The organism is Micromonospora sp. WMMD812 (genome assembly GCF_027497215.1).
Classification (GTDB): Bacteria; Actinomycetota; Actinomycetes; order Mycobacteriales; family Micromonosporaceae; genus Micromonospora.
In genome coordinates this window covers 3,665,771-3,683,248 of record NZ_CP114904.1, presented here as the reverse complement: position 1 = coordinate 3,683,248, position 17,478 = coordinate 3,665,771, and the positions used below count along the sequence as shown (strand labels likewise).

Genomic DNA, 17,478 nt, shown 5'->3' with positions numbered 1-17,478 from the left:
GCGGGCCGGGTGCCGGTTCCCGCACACCCGTCCCGGGGCGCGGCGGCCGGCTCAGTGGCCGAGGAAGCGGCCGAAGACCGCCGCGCGGCGCGCCGGGCGGCCGGTGCGGGCCTCGGCCGCGTCGGCCGAGAACATGACCCGCAGACCGGCGTTGACGGCGAGCCAGCGCAGCGGCTCCGGCTCCCAGCGCGGAGACCGGTGACCCACCCACGGCAGCGCGGTCAGGTCACTCGCCACGCCGCGGATCAGGTCGGCGAGCGTACGCCCGGCGAGGTTGGTCGTCGAGACGCCGTCGCCGACGTACCCGCCCGCCCAGGCGAGCCCCGTCGACCGGTCCAGCCCGACGGAGGCCGACCAGTCCCGGGCCACCCCGAGCGGCCCGCCCCAGCGGTGGGTCACCGGCACGTCGGGCCCGAGCACCGGGAAGAGATCGCCGAGGGTACGACGCAGCGCCGCGAAGACCGCCGGCTCCCGGTCGTAGCCGGGCCGGACCCGGGAACCGAAGTGGTACGGCGCGCCCCGCCCGCCGAAGGCGAGCCGCCCGTCCGCGGTGCGCTGCCCGTAGATGATCACGTGTCGGTGGTCGGCGAAGGTCTCCCGGGCGGCCAGCCCGATCCGCGCCCAGGTCTCCGCCGGCAGCGGCTCGGTGGCCACCATCAACGAGTAGACCGGCACCACCGTGCGTCGCTGCCCGGGCAGCTCCGGCGTGTACCCCTCGGTGGCACGGACCACCACCGGCGCGCGGACCATCCCGGCCGGGGTGACCGCCGCGCCCGACCGGATCTCGGTGACCGGCGTCCGCTCGTGGATGCTCACCCCGAGCCGCTCCACCGCCCGGGCAAGCCCCCGGACCAGCTTGGCCGGGTGCACCGCCGCGCAGTGCGGCGTGTACGTCCCGCCACGTACGCCCTCGGCGCCGCAGCGGGCGGTGGCCTCGTCGGCGTCGAGCAGCGCCAGGTCGTCCGGGCCGAAGCCGAAGGCGCGCGCCTCGGCGACGGCAGCGCGGGCCCGGCCGAGCTGGACGTCGGTGCGGGCGAGCACGACGGTGCCGCCGGGCGCCCAGTCGCAGTCGATGCCCTCGGCCGCGACGACCCGTCCGACCTCGCGCACCGTCTCCCGCATGGCCCGCTGCATCGTGATCGCCGCGTCCCGGCCGTGCCGCCGGGCCAGGCCGGTGAGCGAGGTGGGGAAGAGCGCGGAGCACCAACCCCCGTTGCGCCCGGACGCCCCGTAGCCGGCGATCTCCCGCTCTAGGACGGTGATCCGCAGCGTGGGGTCGGCAACGGCCAGGTAGTACGCCGTCCACAGCCCGGTGTAACCGGCCCCGACGATCACCACGTCCGCGTCGGCGTCTCCGGGCAGCGGCGGGCGGGGTGTCAGCGGTTCCTCCAGGCTGGACAGCCAGTACGACAGGTCCCGGTAGCCCACGTCAGAGGCGCTGCCAGGCCTCGGTGAGCACGGCGCGGAGGATCTGCTCGATCTCGTCGAACTGCTGCTGGTCGGCGATCAGCGGCGGGGCGAGCTGCACGACGGGGTCGCCGCGGTCGTCGGCGCGGCAGTAGAGACCGGCCTGGAACAGCGCGGTGGAGAGGAATCCGCGCAGCAGCCGCTCCGACTCGGCCTCGTCGAAGGTCTCCCGGGTGGCCTTGTCCTTCACCAGTTCGATGCCGTAGAAGTAGCCGTCGCCCCGCACGTCGCCGACGATCGGCAGGTCGTTGAGCTTCTCCAGGGTGGCGCGGAACACCGCCTCGTTGGCCCGGACGTGACCGACCAGGTCCTCGCGGGCGAAGACCTCCAGGTTGGCCAGGGCCACCGCACAGGAGACCGGGTGACCACCGAACGTCACGCCGTGGGCGAACATGCCGGTCTCGGTGAGGAACGGCTCCATCAGCCGATCGCTGGCGATCATCGCGCCGAGCGGGGCGTAGCCGGAGGTGATGCCCTTCGCGGTGGTGATGATGTCCGGCTGGTAGCCGTAGCGGACGGCTCCGAAGTACTCGCCGAGCCGGCCCCACGAGCAGATCACCTCGTCCGAGACGAGCAGCACGTCGTACGCGTCGCAGATCTCCCGGACCCGCTCGAAGTAGCCGGGCGGCGGCGGGAAGCAGCCGCCGGAGTTCTGCACCGGCTCCAGGAAGACCGCGGCCACGGTGTCCGGCCCCTCGCGCTCGATCGCCCGCCCGATCTCGTCGGCGGCCCACCGGCCGAACGCCTCCGGCGAGTCGCCGTGCTCCGGGGCGCGGTAGAAGTTGGTGTTCGGCACCTTGATGCCACCCGGGACCAGTGGCTCGAAGTCGCTCTTGATGCCTGGTAGGCCGGTGATCGACAGCGCGCCCATCGAGGTGCCGTGGTACGCGATGTAGCGGCTGACCACCTTGTGCTTGTTCGGCTTGCCGGTGCGCTTGAAGTAGGCGCGGGCCAGCTTCCACGCCGCCTCCACGGCCTCGGAGCCGCCGGTGGTGAAGAAGACCCGGTTCAGGTCGCCCGGCGTGAGCGTGGAAATCTTCTCGGCCAGCTCGACCGCCTTCGGGTGGGCGTAGGACCAGAGCGGGAAGTAGGCCAACTCGGCCGCCTGCTTGGCCGCGGCGTCCGCCAACTCGGTGCGGCCGTGGCCGGCGTTCACCACGAAGAGGCCGGCGAGCCCGTCCAGGTAGCGGCGGCCCTGGGAGTCCCACACGTACGCGCCTTCGCCGCGCACGATGGTCGGCACCTCGCCGGCGGAGTAGCTCGCCATCCGGGTGAAGTGCATCCAGAGGTGGTCGGTGGCGTTGGCCATGTCAGCCCCATCGGTCTCGGGCCGGTCAGGGGGACGTACCGGCCGCTCTGCCCACGGTTATCGCACAGCTCGCACCGCTCTGGCAAGTGGTATCGGTGGTGTATAGCCTGCATGGCAACGAATTCTGCTTATCGGTGTCGGCCATACAACGGAATCCGCATCGCCGTGTTGGGCCTGGTGGAAGCCCGCTCGCGGGTGCCGCCTCCCCCGCCGGTCTGCTCGCCGGCGACCCGCCACGGTCTGGCTGGTGGGTGGGCCGGGTCCTTTGGAGCTGAGTCGTCTACGACATCACGCGGTCGGCGCGGCGGCAGAAGCGGGGCAGTTCCCGCCGGGGCTGGGGCACGGGCCGGGGTCGAGGCGCGGGGCCGGGCGCGGGGCGGGGGTGCGGGGTAGTGGCAAGGGGCCCGGGCTCGGGGCCCGCGCTTGGGGCCGGGGCCGGGGCCGGGGCGCGGGGCGTCGGGGTGGGTGCCGGCACGTCCGGGAACTCCAGCGCCATCGGCAGCATCGGTGCGGTCGGGCGAGCGTCGGGGTGGTGCCGCGCCCTGCGGTGAGTCGTTTACGACATCAGCTCTAAAGCGTCGGCATCACAGGTTGCAGGTGGGCCGGGCTCGCGGCGGGCCGCGGGGGCGGGCGGCGTCAGGCCGTACCCCAGGTGTAGGTCTGCTTGCGGAGCTTGAGGTAGACGAACGCCTCGGTGGAGAGCACTCCCTCGACGGCCCGCAGCCGCTGCAGGATCTCCAGCAGGTGGTCGTCGTTGCGGCAGACCACCTCGGTGAGCAGGTCGAACGAGCCGGCGGTGATCACGACGTAATCGACCTCCTCCAGCTCGGCGAGGCGGTCGGCCACTGCCTCGAGGTCGCCGTCGGTGCGCAGGCCGATCATCGCCTGCCGGGGGAAGCCGAGCTGGAGCGGGTCGGTGACCGCGACGATCTGCATCACGCCGGCGTCGAGCAGGCGCTGCACCCGCTGCCGCACCGCCGCCTCGGAGAGCCCGACAGCCTTGCCGATGGTCGCGTACGGCCGGCGCCCGTCCTCCTGGAGCTGCTCGATGATCTGCTTGGCCACGTCGTCTAGCAGAGCGTGACTGGCGCCGTCGCGCACGGCCAGCCGCCGTCCGCCGTTGCCGTTCTCCTGCTGCCGGTTCGTCATCGACCGCTCCCCATGTCGGTTCCCGCGCTGTGAGCCTAGTGCCTCGCGCAGTCTGGCGTATTTCGTCGTCCAGAGCTAATCCCGCAACGGAATCCCTTGTAAGGAAGGTCACCCCATGTCAGGATCAGTCGTCCATCGCACTTGACCCTCCCGCCGGCGTCGCCACCCCCGTCCCCGCCGCCGACGATGACCCCCGAAGGAGTCGTCACATGCGTAGTCCCCTCCGGCCCCTCTCCCGGCGCGGTCTGCTCACCGGCACCCTCGGCTCGGCCGCGATGCTCGCCGTCGGCGGGTCGCTGGCCGGCTGCGGCACCAAGGGCGCGCAGCAGACCGAGGCCGGCTGCGTCAGCGAAGACCTCTCCGGCACGGAGAAGAAGGTGGCCTTCTCGAACTGGCCGCAGTACATGGACGTCGACGAGAAGGACGAGTCGAAGCGGCCGACGCTCGACGCGTTCATCGCCAAGAACGGCATCGAGGTCACGTACACCGAGGACGTCAACGACAACAACGAGTTCTTCGGAAAGGTGCAGAACCAGCTCGCCGGCTGTCAGTCCACCGGCCGGGACATCATGGTGCTCACCGACTGGATGGCGGCGCGGATGATCCGCCTCGGGTGGGTCCAGAAGCTGGACAAGTCCAAGATCCCGAACGTCGAGGCGAACCTGCTGGCGTCCCTGCGCGGTCGCTCGTTCGACAAGGACAACCAGCTCGCCGTGCCGTGGCAGTCCGGCCTGGCCGGCATCGCCTACAACGGCAACGTCACCAAGGAGCTGCGCACCGTCGACGAGCTGCTCACCCGCCCCGACCTCAAGGGCAAGGTGACGGCGCTGTCCGAGATGCGCGACACCATGGGCCTCCTGCTGCAGTCCAACGGCCACGACCCGTCCAACTTCACCGCCGCGCAGTTCGACGACGCGGTCAACAAGCTGAAGAAGGCGGTGGACTCGGGGCAGATCCGCAAGTTCACCGGCAACGACTACGCGCCCGACCTGGCCAAGGGCGACATCGCCGCCTGCATCGGCTGGTCCGGCGACGTCATCCAGCTCGGCTTCGAGGACGAGAAGGTCAAGTTCGTGGTGCCCGAGTCCGGCGTGATGCTCTGGTCGGACAACATGTTGGTGCCGAACAAGGCCACCCACAAGGGCAACGCCGAGCAGGTCATGAACTACTACTACGACCCGGCGGTGGCCGCCCAGCTGGCCGCGTACGTGAACTACATCTGCCCGGTCCAGGGCGCGCAGGCCGAGATGGAGAAGATCGACCCCGAGCTGGCGGCCAACCCGCTGATCTTCCCGGACGAGGCGATGCTGTCGAAGTCCAAGGTCTTCATGGCACTGGACGAGAAGCAGGAGCGCGAGTACGAAGGCAAGTTCCAGCAGGTCATCGGGGCCTGACGACGGATTGGGCGGGACGACAGTGGGACGCGACACCCCGGCCGGCGACCTGCGACTGGCCAACCTCACCAAGCGGTTCGGCATCTTCACCGCGGTGGACGACCTCAGCCTGACCATCGCGCAGGGTTCGTTCTTCGCCCTGCTCGGCGCGTCCGGGTGCGGCAAGACCACGACGCTGCGGATGATCGCCGGGCTGGAGGAGCCGACGAGTGGGCAGGTGTTGCTCGGCGACCGGGACATCGCCCGGCTGCGGCCGTACAAGCGGCCGGTGAACACGGTGTTCCAGAGCTACGCCCTCTTCCCGCACCTGGACATCTTCGAGAACGTGGCCTTCGGGCTGCGGCGGCGCGGGATCCGCAAGGTCGACGACCAGGTCGAGCGGATGCTGTCGCTGGTGCAGCTCGACGGGTACGCCCGGCGTCGGCCGGCCCAGCTCTCCGGCGGGCAGCAGCAACGGGTCGCGCTGGCCCGCGCGCTGATCAACCACCCGCAGGTGCTGCTGCTGGACGAGCCGCTGGGGGCGCTCGACCTGAAGCTGCGTCGGCAGATGCAGATCGAGCTGAAGCGGATCCAGACCGAGGTCGGCATCACGTTCGTGCACGTCACCCACGACCAGGAGGAGGCCATGACGATGGCCGACACGGTCGCGGTGATGAACGCGGGGCGGATCGAACAGCTCGGCGCCCCGGCCGACCTCTACGAGTTCCCGGCCACCGCGTTCGTGGCGAACTTCCTCGGCCAGTCCAACCTGCTGGCCGGCGACGCCGCCGGCACCGCGGGGAGCGACGTGCCGGTGACCGCGCACGGCGCCCGTCACACGGTGCCCGCTGACCGGGCCCGGGTCGACCGTGGGCCCGTCTATCTGGGCGTACGCCCGGAGAAGCTGCACCTGGTCGGCGGAGCCGACCAGGTCCCCGACGGCCACCAGCACGTCACCGGGGTGGTCACCGACGCCTCCTACGTCGGCGTCAGCACCCAGTACCTGCTGCGGACCGGCTGGGGCAGCGAGCTGTCGGTCTTCGCGGCCAACAGCGGCGCCGCCGAACGGCTCGCAGTCGGCACCGAAGCCGTCGCGCACTGGGACCCGCGGCACGCGTTCCTGCTGCCCCGGGAGCCGGGCGAAGCCGACCGGACCAGCCCGGCGGTCGACGAGCCGGTGGGTGTGACCTCGTGAGTGCTCTCGCGCACGTACCCACCGGGCAGTCGACGGCGACGCCGCCGCCGGCCGCCCGGCGCGGGCGGTACCGGTTCCTGCCGTACCTGCTGCTGCTCCCCGGCGCGGCCTGGCTGTTCGTCTTCTTCGCCCTGCCCCTGGTGCAACTCGCCGCGGCCAGCCTCTACGACCCCACCGGGTCACTGTCCACCGGTTACGCGTTGACCTGGGCGTTCGGCAACTACCCGGACGCGCTGTCGGCGTACTGGCCGCAGTTCCTCCGGTCGTTCCTCTACGCCGGACTGGCGCTGGTGCTCGCCCTGCTGATGGGCTACCCGCTGGCGTACGCCATCGCGCAGAAGGCCGGCCGGTGGAAGAACCTGCTGCTGGTCTGCGTGGTCGCGCCCATGTTCACCAGCTTCCTGGTCCGCACGCTGGCCTGGAAGACGATCCTGTCGGACAACGGCTGGCTCGTCGGGCTGCTGCGCGACATCCACCTCCTCGGCCCGGACGGCCGGCTGCTGGCCACCCCGTTCGCGGTGGTGCTCGGCCTGACGTACAACTTCCTGCCCTTCCTGGTGCTGCCGCTGTACGCGAGCCTGGAGCGGCTGGACCACCGGCTGCTGGAGGCGGCCAGCGACCTGTACGCGAGCCCGCTGCGGGCGTTCCGCAGGGTGACGCTGCCGCTGTCCATGCCCGGTCTGGTCGCCGGCACGCTGCTCTTCTTCATCCCGGCCAGCGGCGACTACATCAACGCCGAACTGCTCGGCACACCGAACGAGTACATGATCGGCAACGTCATCGATTCGGCGTTCCTGGTCCGGCTCGACTACCCGCAGGGCGCGGCGCTCTCGTTCCTGCTGATGGCGGCGATCCTCGCGGTGGTCTTCGTGTACCTGCGGCGGGCCGGCACGGAGGAGGTCCTGTGAGACTGTCCCGTTGGCTGGCCGAGCGGTGGGTGATGGTCGTCGCGCTGCTGGTGCTCGGCTACCTGTCGCTGCCGATCCTGGTGGTGGCCGGGCTGTCGTTCAACCGGCCGTCCAGCCGGCTGTCGTACGACTTCCACGAGTTCACCCTGGACAACTGGCGGAACCCGTGCGCCACCTCGGACATGTGCGACGCGGTGGTGCGCAGCGTGCAGATCGGCTTCATCGCAACGGTGGTGGCCACGGTGCTCGGCACGCTGATGGCGTTCGCCCTGGTCCGGCACCGCTTCCGCGGCCGGTCCGGGATCAACGTGCTGATCTTCCTGCCGATGGCGACGCCGGAGCTGGTGATGGGCACCTCGCTGCTCGCGCTCTTCGTTTCCGCCGGGGTGCCGCAGGGCTTCTGGACCATCGTCATCGCGCACGTCATGTTCTGCGTCTCATTCGTGGTGGTGACGGTCAAGGCGCGGCTGGCCGGGATGGACTCCCGGCTGGAGGAGGCCGCGATGGACCTCTACGCCAACGAGTGGCAGACGTTCCGGCGGATCACCCTGCCGCTCGTGCTGCCCGGCATCGTGGCCGCCGCGCTGCTCGCCTTCTCGCTGAGCTTCGACGACTTCATCATCACGAACTTCAACGCCGGCACCACCGTCACGTTCCCGATGTACGTCTGGGGCGCCGCCCAGCGGGGCATCCCGCCGCAGGTCAACGTCATCGGCACCGCGATGTTCGTGATCGCGCTGCTGCTGGTGCTGGCCAGCTCGGTGCCCGGCCGACGCCGTCAACGCGCCGCCCTGCGGGTCGGCGCGGCGGGGGACGCACCGGCGCGGCGTCCGTCATGACCGGTCCGCATACCGGCCGGGCGCTGGCCGACGCGGCGCCCGTGCCGCACTGGCTCGACCGCCCGGAACGCCCCGACCCGCTCCCGCCGCTGCGGGGCACCCACACCGCCGACCTGCTCGTGATCGGCGGCGGGTACAGCGGGCTCTGGGCGGCGCTGCTGGCCAAGCGGGACGACCCCGGGCGGGACGTGCTGCTGCTCGAGGCGGGCACCTGCGGGTGGGCGGCGTCCGGGCGCAACGGCGGCTTCTGCGCCGCCTCGCTCACCCACGGCCTGGCCAACGGGGTCGAGCGGTTCCCCGACGAGATCGAGGAGCTGGAACGGCTGGGCCGGGAGAACCTGGACGCCATCGCGGACACGATCGCCGAGTACGGCATCGACTGCGACTTCGAGCGCACCGGTGAGCTGGCGGTCGCGGTCGAGCCGTACCAGCTGGACGGGCTCGCGGAGGAGGCCGAACTGGGCCGCCGCTACGGCCGCGACGTGCGGCTGCTCGACCGCGACGAGGTACGCGCCGAGGTGGACTCACCGACGTACCTCGGCGCGCTCTGGGACGCCGACCGGGTCGCCCTGCTCGACCCGGCCAAGCTTGCCTGGGGGCTGCGCCGGGCCTGCCTGAGCCTCGGCGTGCGGATCGCCGAGCACACCCGGGTGACCGGGCTGCGCCGCGACGGCGGCGCGCTGCGGGCGGTCACCGCCGGCGGCGCGGACGCCGCCCCCGGCAGCGTGCGGGCCGGCCGGGTGGTGCTCGCCACGAACGCGTTCCCGCCGCTGCTGCGCCGGCTGCGGGCCTGGCTGGTGCCGGTCTACGACTACGCGCTGATGACCGAGCCGCTCACCGCCGCGCAGCGCAAGGCGATCGGGTGGGCCAACCGCCAGGGGCTCGCCGACACCGGCAACCAGTTCCACTACTACCGGATCACCCGCGACGACCGGATCCTCTTCGGCGGCTACGACGCCGTCTACCACTACGGCAACCGGATGGCCCCCGCGCTGGAACAGCGGCCGGCCACCTTCACCACGCTCGCCGCGCACTTCTTCACCACCTTTCCCCAGCTGGACGGCCTGCGGTTCAGCCACCGCTGGGGCGGGGTGATCGACACCTGCACCCGGTTCTGCCCGTTCTTCGGCACCGCCTACGACGGACGGCTGGCGTACGCGGCCGGGTTCACCGGCCTCGGCGTCGGGGCCACCCGGTTCGGCGCCCGGGTCATGCTCGACCTGCTGGCCGGCGCGGACACCCCGCTGACCCGGCTCGACCTGGTGCGCAGCGCGCCGATGCCGTTCCCGCCGGAGCCGTTCCGCGCGGCCGGCATCAACCTCACCCGCTGGTCGCTCGCCCGCGCCGACGCGCGCGAGGGGCGGCGCAACCTCTGGCTCCGTACGCTCGATCGTCTTGGTTTGGGGTTCGATTCCTGATGCGCATCCTGCTCGTCGGGGCCGGTGGCGTCGGCTCCGCCGCCGTCGCCATCGCCGCCCGCCGTTCCTTCTTCGAGATCATGGTGGTGGCCGACTACGACCTGGGTCGGGCCAGCCGGGCCATCGCCGACCACGACGCCCGGTTCGTCGCCGCCCCGGTCGACGCCTCGTCGGCCGACGCGGTCGCCGCGCTCTGCCGGGAGCACCGGATCACCAACGTGCTCAACGCGGTCGACCCGCGCTTCGTCATGCCGGTCTTCGAGGGCGCCTTCGCGGCCGGCGCGGACTACCTGGACATGGCGATGTCGCTGTCCCGACCGCACCCGTCGCACCCGCACTCGCAGACCGGCGTCAAGCTCGGCGACGAGCAGTTCGCGGCCGCCGAGCGGTGGGCCGAGACCGGCCGGCTCGCGCTGTGCGGCATCGGTGTCGAGCCGGGCCTCTCCGACGTCTTCGCCCGGTACGCCGCCGACGAGCTGTTCAGCGAGATTGACGAGATCGGGATCCGCGACGGCGCGAACCTGACCGTCGACGGCTACGACTTCGCACCGTCGTTCTCGATCTGGACGACCATCGAGGAGTGCCTGAACCCGCCGGTGGTCTGGGCGGCCGAGCGCGGCTGGTACACCACACCGCCCTTCTCCGAACCGGAGGTCTTCGACTTCCCCGAGGGCATCGGCCCGGTCGAGTGCGTCAACGTGGAGCACGAGGAGGTGCTGCTCGTCCCGCGCTGGGTCGACGCGAAGCGGGTCACCTTCAAGTACGGGCTCGGCGACGAGTTCATCGAGGTGCTCAAGACGTTGCACAAGCTCGGCCTGGACTCGGTGGCACCGGTGCGGGTGGGTGACCTCTCGGTGTCCCCGCGCGACGTGGTGGCCGCGTGCCTGCCGGATCCCGCCACGCTGGGCGGGCGGATGCGCGGTAAGACCTGCGCCGGCACGTACGTCACCGGCACCGGCGTCGACGGCCGGCCCCGCCGGGTCTACCTCTACCACGTCGTCGACAACGAGTGGTCGATGAAGGAGTACGGCCACCAGGCGGTGGTCTGGCAGACCGCGGTCAACCCCGTGGTGGCCCTGGAGCTGCTGGCCGGTGGCGCGTGGGCCGGGACGGGCGTGCTCGGCCCGGAGGCGCTGCCGCCTCGTCCCTTCCTCGACCTGCTCGCCGGCTACGGTTCGCCGTGGGGGATGGAGGAGCGATGACCCGCTACGGGGCCATGTACGGACCGGACCTGACGTTCCTCGGGGTACCCGCGTGCGACCTGTCCGACCCGGCGTCCTTCGCCGACGCCGACGTGGTGATCGTGGGCGCGCCCTTCGACGGCGGCACCTCGCACCGGCCGGGCACCCGGTTCGGGCCGTCCGCCATCCGGCAGGCCTGCTACCTGCCGCACGACGGCTCCCGCCCGTCCCTCGCGCTGCGCGTCGACGGCCTTCAGGACCTGCGGGTGTACGACGCCGGCGACGTGGAGATGTTCTCCGGCGACATCGAGCGGTCGCTGTCGGCGTTGGAGGCTGCCGTCCACACGGTCGCGGCCGCGGGCGCCATCCCGATCGTGCTCGGCGGCGACCACTCCATCGCCCTGCCCGACGCCACCGGGGTGGCCCGACAGCACGGGCTGGGCCGGGTGTCGCTGGTGCACTTCGACGCGCACGCCGACACCGGGGACATCGAGTTCGGCAGCCTGCACGGGCACGGCCAGCCCATGCGGCGGCTCATCGAATCCGGCGCGGTACGCGGCGACCGGTTCCTCCAGATGGGGCTGCGCGGCTACTGGCCCGGCCCCGACGTGCTCACCTGGATGGCGGAGCAGCGGATGCGGTCGTACGAGATGACCGAGCTGGTCGCGCGGGGGCTGGACACCTGCCTGTCCGAGGCTTTCGAGATCGCCGTCGACGAGTGCGAGGGCGTCTTCCTCTCCGTCGACGTGGACGTGGTCGACCCTGGCATGGCCCCCGGAACCGGGACCCCCGAGCCGGGCGGGCTCACCTCACGGCAACTGCTCGACGCCGTCCGGCGCTGCTGCTACGAGCTGCCCGTGGTCGGGGTGGACGTGGTCGAGGTCGCCCCTCCGTACGACCACGCCGACATTACCGCGTACCTGGGCAACCGGGTCGTGCTGGAGGCGCTGTCGGCGATAGCCCGCCGCCGCCACGACGCCACCACCGGCACCCCCTGGAACCCGCGCCAACCCCTGCTGGACAACCGCTGACCCGACACCGGCGCGGCGATCCTCGTTCTCGAAGAGGAATGCGACCACCGCGTTCGGCTCGGTCCCCGTTGGCCGATCGGTTCACGCCCTCGTCGACTGGTTGAGCTCACAACTACCTTTGTTGTCAGTCACCATCCGCGCTGTTGTCGTCTTCGACGGTCGTCGCAGGTGAAGCAACAAGTCAGGGGATCTCTAGAACGGGTCCGGCGACGAGACTCGGCGGGGTGACACATCAACCGCCGCCATTTCCCCCGCCGCATGGGACCGGGTTCGTCCCGCCATCCGCGGCTCGCCCGAACTGGTTCCGCCGGCTCAGTCCCGTGCAACGGGCCCTGACGATCGTCGGCGCCGGGGTGCTGTCCTTCGTGCTGCTCTGTTGTGGAGGAACAACCGTCGTCGCCGCGGTGTTCGGGGAGCCGAAACCGAGCCAGCCGGGTGCCGCGGCGGCCCAGCAGGGCGAGCCGATCGTTGCCGGGCCGAACGAGGAGCCGACGAGCGAGGCCCCAGTGCTGCCGGTCGACCCTGCCAGCCCGTCGCCGGCCCCACCCGCCAGCCCGTCGCCGGCCGAGACGTCCCCCGCCCCGAGTCCGAAGGTGGAGACCCGCACGGTCACGGAGACGGCCACCATCAAGTACGGCGAGCGCACCGTGAAGGACCCCAATCTGGCCGAGGGCAAGCGGGTCATCCGGACCAAGGGCGTGAACGGCGTGCGCACCCTGACCTATCAGGTGACCCTGACCGACGGTGTGCAGACCGGAAGGAAACTGATCAAGTCTGTGGTCAGCAAGCAGCCGGTCACCCAGGTCGTCGCCGTCGGCACGAAGCAGGAGCGGCAGTGCCATCCGGGCTACGGCGGCTGCGTGCCCATCGCCAGCGACGTCGACTGCGCGGGCGGCTCCGGAAACGGTCCGGCCTACGTCACCGGACCGGTGAAGGTGCTAGGAGACGACCCTTACGACCTGGACCGGGACAACGACGGCTACGGCTGCGACGACTAACCCGGCCCCACCCACCCACCCGCCCACCCCACCCTCCCCACCCACCCACCCTCCCCGCGTGGATCATGCAGTTGTGGTGCCAGTTTCCAGCCGACTCGCGCCTTTGTGAGGCACCACAACTGCATGATCGGCGAGGTGGTGCGTGGGGGCTAGCACGTGGGGGTGGCTTGTGGGCGGTTTCCACAGGGGTGGACGTTGTCCACAGGCTCGCCGCGTGGGGGTGGGTGGGTTCCTGGGGTGCGGCAGGGTGCCGGGGCATGGCACAGCTGTACCGCTACTCGGATCTGATCGGTTCCGGCATCAGTCGTGAGCAGGTAAGACAGCGACTTGAGGCCGGGCATCTGGGTCGGCTGTCGAGAGGCGTCTACGGACCGGCCGACGAGCGGGAACGGCCGGCTGGCGGCGCTCTTCCGCCGGCTCCCAGAAGGTGCCGTCGTCGGATTCTCCACCGGCGCTCGACTGCACGGCTTCGGAGCCGCCGGCAATGGCGTCCACGTGATCGTGCCGGCGGGTGTGGTCGTACCGAGGATCAGGGGCGTCATCGTGCACGAGGCTGTGCTGCCGGTCCGGGATTCCGTACGGCTGGTCGGGGTGCCCTGCGCACCGGCTGCCCGATGTGCCGTCGACCTTGCCCGGACGGTCCGCCGCATGGACGCGATGCCGTTGCTCGACCTGCGTCTGCGGGTGGGGGCGTGACGGCCGGAGGAGCTTTCGGCCGAGATCGTGCGCCACGCCCGGCTGCGCGGAATATGCCAGGCACGACAGTTGGTCCGGTTCGCCGACCCGCGTTCGGAGTGCCGTCGGGAGAGTCAATTGCGTCTTCTGCTGATCGACGGCGGCCTGCCGGTGCCCGAGCCGCAGTTGTGGGTGCGGGACAGAAACGGAATCCCGCTCTACCGGCTTGATCTCGGCTACCGGGAACGCCGCGTGGGCATCGAGTACGACGGCCGGACCCACCTCGAACGGGAACGCCTGCGACGCGACCGGTCACGGATGATCTGGCTCGCTGCCAACGGCTGGCGAATGCGCTACTTCACCGACGTGGACCTCTACCAACGCCCGGCCCACATCCTCGCAACGGTCAAGCCTCTCCTCCACGCGTAGCTCCGCTCTCTGACCCTGGCCGATCATGGAGTTGTGGTGTCTCACAAAGGACGGCGAACCGTCAGCAAATCGGCACCACAACTGCATGATCGACGGGGCGGGGAACCGGGGGGCGGGGAGGGGGTCGGGGTCAGGCGAGGTGGGAGCGGGTTAGGAAGCGCACGCCTTCGGGGGCTTCCAGGGAGAAGCCGCTGCCTCGGCCGGGGACGACGTCGACGGTCAGCCTCGTGTGTTTCCAGAGCTCCCACTGGCTCTTCGACATCCAGAACTCCACCGGCTCGGGGACGCCATCGACCTGCAGCGCGGCGAGGAGCACGTCCGAGCCGCCGGTGCGGAACTCGCCGGCCGGGTAGCACATCGGTGCGCTGCCGTCGCAGCAGCCGCCGGACTGGTGGAACATCAGCGGCCCGTGCTGTTCCCGCAGTGACCGCAGCAGTTCGGCCGCGGCCGGCGTCACGGACACCGGATCCGTCACGGGCGGCAGCGAGATCGGCGACACCGCCCGAGGCGGCGGAACCACGGGCGGCGGGACCGCAGGCGACACCGCGCGCGGTGGAATCGCGGGCGGCGCCGCGGTGCCCGGCGGACCGGGAACCGCGGCGCCCTCTCCGGAGCCACCCATCAGAAGAAGCCGAGCTTCTTGGGGGAGTAGCTGACCAGCAGGTTCTTGGTCTGCTGGTAGTGCTCCAGCATCATCTTGTGGTTCTCCCGCCCGATGCCGGACTGCTTGTACCCGCCGAACGCGGCGTGCGCCGGGTACGCGTGGTAGCAGTTGGTCCACACCCGGCCGGCCTGGATCGACCGCCCGGCCCGGTACGCGGTGTTCATGTCCCGGGTCCAGACGCCCGCACCGAGTCCGTACAGGGTGTCGTTGGCGATCTTCACGGCGTCGTCGAGGTCGGCGAAGGAGGTCACCGAGACGACCGGCCCGAAGATCTCCTCTTGGAAGATCCGCATCGAGTTGTCGCCCTCGAAGATGGTCGGCTCCACGTAGTAGCCGCCGGAGAGCTCACCGCCCAGGTCCGCCCGCGAGCCGCCTGCCAACACGCGAGCGCCCTCCTGCCGGCCGATGTCCAGGTAGGACAGGATCTTCTCGAGCTGGTCGTTCGAGGCCTGCGCGCCGATCATCGTGTCGGTGTCCAGCGGGTGTCCCTGCCGTACCGCCTTCGTCCGGTCCACCGCCGCCGCCAGGAAGTCCGAGTAGTGACCCTGCTGGATCAGCGCCCGCGACGGGCAGGTGCAGACCTCGCCCTGGTTGAGGGCGAACATGGTGAAGCCCTCGAGCGCCTTGTCGTAGAAGTCGTCGGACTGCGCGCTCACGTCGTCGAAGAAGATGTTGGGGCTCTTGCCGCCCAACTCCAGCGTGACCGGCTTGATGTTCTCGCTGGCGTACTGCATGATCAGCCGCCCGGTGGTGGTCTCGCCGGTGAACGCCACCTTGGCGACCCGGGACGAGGAGGCGAGGGGCTTGCCCGCCTCGACGCCGAACCCGTTGACCACGTTGACCACGCCGGACGGGAGCAGGTCGGCCACCAGCGAGAGCCAGTAGTGGATCGACGCGGGAGTCTGCTCGGCCGGCTTCAGCACCACGGCGTTGCCGGCGGCCAGTGCCGGGGCGAGCTTCCAGGTGGCCATCAGCAGCGGGAAGTTCCACGGGATGATCTGCCCGACCACGCCGAGCGGCTCGTGGAAGTGGTACGCGACGGTGTCGTCGTCCAGCTCGCCGAGCGAGCCCTCTTGGGCCCGGATGGCCCCGGCGAAGTAGCGGAAGTGGTCGATGGCGAGCGGGATGTCGGCCGCGAGGGTCTCGCGTACCGGCTTGCCGTTCTCCCAGGTCTCGGCGATCGCCAGGGATTCCAGGTTCTCCTGCATCCGGTCGGCGATCTTGTTGAGGATCAGCGAGCGTTCGGCGACCGGGGTGCGGCCCCACGCGTCGGCAGCGCCGTGCGCGGCGTCGAGTGCCTTCTCGACGTCCTCGGCGGTGCCCCGGGCCACCTCGCAGAAGGTCTGTCCGGTCACGGGGGTGGGGTTCTCGAAGTACCGTCCGCCGTGCGGCGCGACGTACTCGCCGCCGATAAAGTGGTCGTAGCGGGACTGCCAGTGGGTGGGCGCGTCGTAGCGAGTCATGGTTACCTCCGCCGTCGAGGTGCGGTGACGGCGGCGACGTTAGTTTCCGGGACGTTGCAGCCACGTTGCGCGCGGTAGGTCGTACTCCCGCGCGAGCTGGTGGATCCGGGCGACCGCGAGTGGCCGGCGCGGCGCGCCTGGCGGCAACGCCCGGGCGAGGGTCTGCCAGGCGGTCAGGTCGTCGGCGCCGGCGGGCGTCGCGGTCCAGGCGGCCAGCAGCGCCGGGTCCGCGGTGGCCAGCACGGTCGCGCGGAGCTGGCCGTCGATCAGCTGGCGCAGTCGCGCCACTCCGGGTGCGTCGGAGGCGGGCAGGAGCGGTCCGGCGTATGCCCCGAGCGCGCCCGCCGGGTCGCCCCGGTCGAGCAGTTCGGTCACGGTACGGAAGTCGGCGCGCACGGTCGGCCGTAGCCGGTACGGGCGGGAGTCGAGCAGCTCGGGGCCGAGCACCCGGCGTAGCCGGGACAGCTCGGCGCGCAGGGTGACCGGGTGCAGCCGGTCGTCGCCGTAGAGGTCGAGGCCGAGCTGCTCCCCGGTGCGTCCCTCGGGGTGGTCGACCAGCAGGACGAGCAGTTCGCTGTGCCGGCGGCCGAGCCGGATCCGTCGGCCGTCCACCCGGAGCTCCGCCTCGTCCCGGCCGAGCGCGGCGATGGTGGCCACGCCCGGCTCGACGGGCCGGTCGGCGGCGAGCTGCGCCTCGGCGGCCCGGGCGGTGGCGCGGACCAGCGCGAGGCTCTGCGGGTTGGCCAGGTGGTCGCCGCCGGTGATGTCGACCGCGCCGAGGAGCCGGCCGGTGACGGGGTCGTGGATGGGCGCCGCGGCGCAGGTCCACCGCTGCACCGGTCGGCTGAAGTGTTCGGTGGCGAAGATCTGCACGCTGTGGTCGACGGCGAGGGCGGTGCCGGGGGCGTTGGTGCCGGCGTGCGACTCGTCCCAGCGGGCGCCGGGCACGAAGTTCATCCGTTCGGCGTGCCGGAGCACGCCGGGGTGCCCCTCCACCCAGAGCAGCCGCCCGTGCGCGTCGCAGACCGCCATGAGGTGTGCGCCGTCCTGGGCGATTCCGCCGAGCAGGTCCCGGAAGAGGGGCAGCACCCGGGCCAGCGGGTGGGCGGCCCGGTAGCTCTCCAACGCGTCGTCGGTGAGGTCGACGGGCGGGGTGGTCTCCGGGTCGAGGAGCGCGCCGGCCGAGCGGCGCCACGAGTTGGCCACCACGTCGCGCAGGTGCCGGTCGGTCCGCCGGGCCGCCTCGGTGCCGCCGGCCAGGAACGCCTCGTGGGCGGCACCGACCTGCGCGATCCGCTCCGCCGGATCGACGCCGAATTCCAGGGCGAGCCACGGGTCGGCCATGGGCGACCTCCTCGGGCCCATCGTGACGCAGCTCA

16 protein-coding genes are annotated in these 17,478 nt (G+C 71.4%); 10 read left to right on the top strand and 6 right to left on the bottom strand.

Features of this window, described 5'->3' with window-relative positions:
* Positions 1–51 precede the first annotated feature (51 nt).
* The 3 genes from O7603_RS16835 to O7603_RS16825 form a co-directional block, all read right to left on the bottom strand.
* Positions 52–1,428 (bottom strand): FAD-dependent oxidoreductase, encoded by a 1,377-nt coding sequence (locus tag O7603_RS16835; RefSeq protein WP_281570758.1) that lies wholly within the window; start codon positions 1,426–1,428, stop codon positions 52–54.
* A 1-nt stretch (position 1,429) separates the two neighbouring features.
* A complete protein-coding gene (locus tag O7603_RS16830) occupies positions 1,430–2,776 on the bottom strand; it encodes an aspartate aminotransferase family protein (protein WP_281570757.1) in 1,347 nt (448 codons plus the stop codon).
* Positions 2,777–3,412: 636 nt separating this feature from the next.
* Positions 3,413–3,925, bottom strand: a complete 513-nt coding sequence (locus O7603_RS16825) for an Lrp/AsnC family transcriptional regulator (protein WP_281570756.1) — start codon at positions 3,923–3,925, stop codon at positions 3,413–3,415.
* A gap of 209 nt (positions 3,926–4,134) precedes the next feature.
* Here O7603_RS16825 and O7603_RS16820 point away from each other — a divergent pair, with 209 nt between their 5' ends.
* From O7603_RS16820 to O7603_RS16775, 10 genes are all read left to right on the top strand, one after another.
* Entirely contained in the window at positions 4,135–5,319 is a 1,185-nt protein-coding gene (locus O7603_RS16820; protein WP_281570755.1) for a spermidine/putrescine ABC transporter substrate-binding protein, read from the top strand.
* A gap of 22 nt (positions 5,320–5,341) precedes the next feature.
* A complete protein-coding gene (locus tag O7603_RS16815) occupies positions 5,342–6,493 on the top strand; it encodes an ABC transporter ATP-binding protein (RefSeq protein WP_281570754.1) in 1,152 nt (383 codons plus the stop codon).
* Positions 6,490–7,401: an ABC transporter permease gene (locus tag O7603_RS16810; protein ID WP_281570753.1), complete on the top strand. Its 912-nt coding sequence runs from the start codon at positions 6,490–6,492 to the stop codon at positions 7,399–7,401. The genes O7603_RS16815 and O7603_RS16810 overlap by 4 nt, the downstream gene beginning before the upstream one ends.
* Positions 7,398–8,240, top strand: a complete 843-nt coding sequence (locus O7603_RS16805) for an ABC transporter permease (RefSeq protein WP_281570752.1) — start codon at positions 7,398–7,400, stop codon at positions 8,238–8,240. The genes O7603_RS16810 and O7603_RS16805 overlap by 4 nt, the downstream gene beginning before the upstream one ends.
* Positions 8,237–9,658, top strand: a complete 1,422-nt coding sequence (locus O7603_RS16800) for an FAD-dependent oxidoreductase (protein WP_281570751.1) — start codon at positions 8,237–8,239, stop codon at positions 9,656–9,658. Before O7603_RS16805 ends, O7603_RS16800 begins: the two co-directional genes overlap by 4 nt.
* On the top strand, positions 9,658–10,860 hold the full coding sequence (locus O7603_RS16795; protein ID WP_281570750.1) for a saccharopine dehydrogenase C-terminal domain-containing protein: 1,203 nt from the start codon (positions 9,658–9,660) through the stop codon (positions 10,858–10,860). The genes O7603_RS16800 and O7603_RS16795 overlap by 1 nt, the downstream gene beginning before the upstream one ends.
* A complete protein-coding gene (gene speB, locus O7603_RS16790) occupies positions 10,857–11,870 on the top strand; it encodes an agmatinase (protein ID WP_281570749.1) in 1,014 nt (337 codons plus the stop codon). Before O7603_RS16795 ends, speB begins: the two co-directional genes overlap by 4 nt.
* A 320-nt stretch (positions 11,871–12,190) precedes the next feature.
* Entirely contained in the window at positions 12,191–12,868 is a 678-nt protein-coding gene (locus tag O7603_RS16785) for a G5 domain-containing protein (RefSeq protein WP_281570748.1), read from the top strand.
* A gap of 543 nt (positions 12,869–13,411) precedes the next feature.
* Positions 13,412–13,564 carry a hypothetical protein gene (locus O7603_RS16780; protein WP_281570747.1) on the top strand — a complete coding sequence of 51 codons (153 nt, stop codon included), beginning with the start codon at positions 13,412–13,414 and terminating at the stop codon, positions 13,562–13,564.
* A gap of 117 nt (positions 13,565–13,681) precedes the next feature.
* Positions 13,682–13,972, top strand: coding sequence for a DUF559 domain-containing protein (locus O7603_RS16775; RefSeq protein ID WP_281570746.1), 291 nt, complete (start codon positions 13,682–13,684; stop codon positions 13,970–13,972).
* Between the two features lie 130 nt (positions 13,973–14,102).
* On the opposite strand, the gene O7603_RS16770 is transcribed toward O7603_RS16775, so the two are convergent.
* The 3 genes from O7603_RS16770 to O7603_RS16760 form a co-directional block, all read right to left on the bottom strand.
* Positions 14,103–14,447: a DUF779 domain-containing protein gene (locus O7603_RS16770; RefSeq protein WP_281570745.1), complete on the bottom strand. Its 345-nt coding sequence runs from the start codon at positions 14,445–14,447 to the stop codon at positions 14,103–14,105.
* Between the two features lie 146 nt (positions 14,448–14,593).
* Positions 14,594–16,099 (bottom strand): aldehyde dehydrogenase, encoded by a 1,506-nt coding sequence (gene adh, locus O7603_RS16765; RefSeq protein WP_281570744.1) that lies wholly within the window; start codon positions 16,097–16,099, stop codon positions 14,594–14,596.
* A gap of 39 nt (positions 16,100–16,138) precedes the next feature.
* Positions 16,139–17,443, bottom strand: coding sequence for a GAF domain-containing protein (locus O7603_RS16760; RefSeq protein WP_281570743.1), 1,305 nt, complete (start codon positions 17,441–17,443; stop codon positions 16,139–16,141).
* Positions 17,444–17,478 lie beyond the last annotated feature (35 nt).

Bases quoted from the DNA above. Each gene is read 5' to 3' on its own strand.
- O7603_RS16825 (WP_281570756.1), bottom strand. From the start codon at position 3,925: ATGACGAACCGGCAGCAGGAGAACGGCAACGGCGGACGGCGGCTGGCC.
- O7603_RS16760 (WP_281570743.1), bottom strand. From the start codon at position 17,443: ATGGCCGACCCGTGGCTCGCCCTGGAATTCGGCGTCGATCCGGCGGAG.
- O7603_RS16800 (WP_281570751.1), top strand. From the start codon at position 8,237: ATGACCGGTCCGCATACCGGCCGGGCGCTGGCCGACGCGGCGCCCGTG.
- O7603_RS16820 (WP_281570755.1), top strand. From the start codon at position 4,135: ATGCGTAGTCCCCTCCGGCCCCTCTCCCGGCGCGGTCTGCTCACCGGC.
- adh (WP_281570744.1), bottom strand. From the start codon at position 16,099: ATGACTCGCTACGACGCGCCCACCCACTGGCAGTCCCGCTACGACCAC.
- speB (WP_281570749.1), top strand. From the start codon at position 10,857: ATGACCCGCTACGGGGCCATGTACGGACCGGACCTGACGTTCCTCGGG.
- O7603_RS16830 (WP_281570757.1), bottom strand. From the start codon at position 2,776: ATGGCCAACGCCACCGACCACCTCTGGATGCACTTCACCCGGATGGCG.
- O7603_RS16795 (WP_281570750.1), top strand. From the start codon at position 9,658: ATGCGCATCCTGCTCGTCGGGGCCGGTGGCGTCGGCTCCGCCGCCGTC.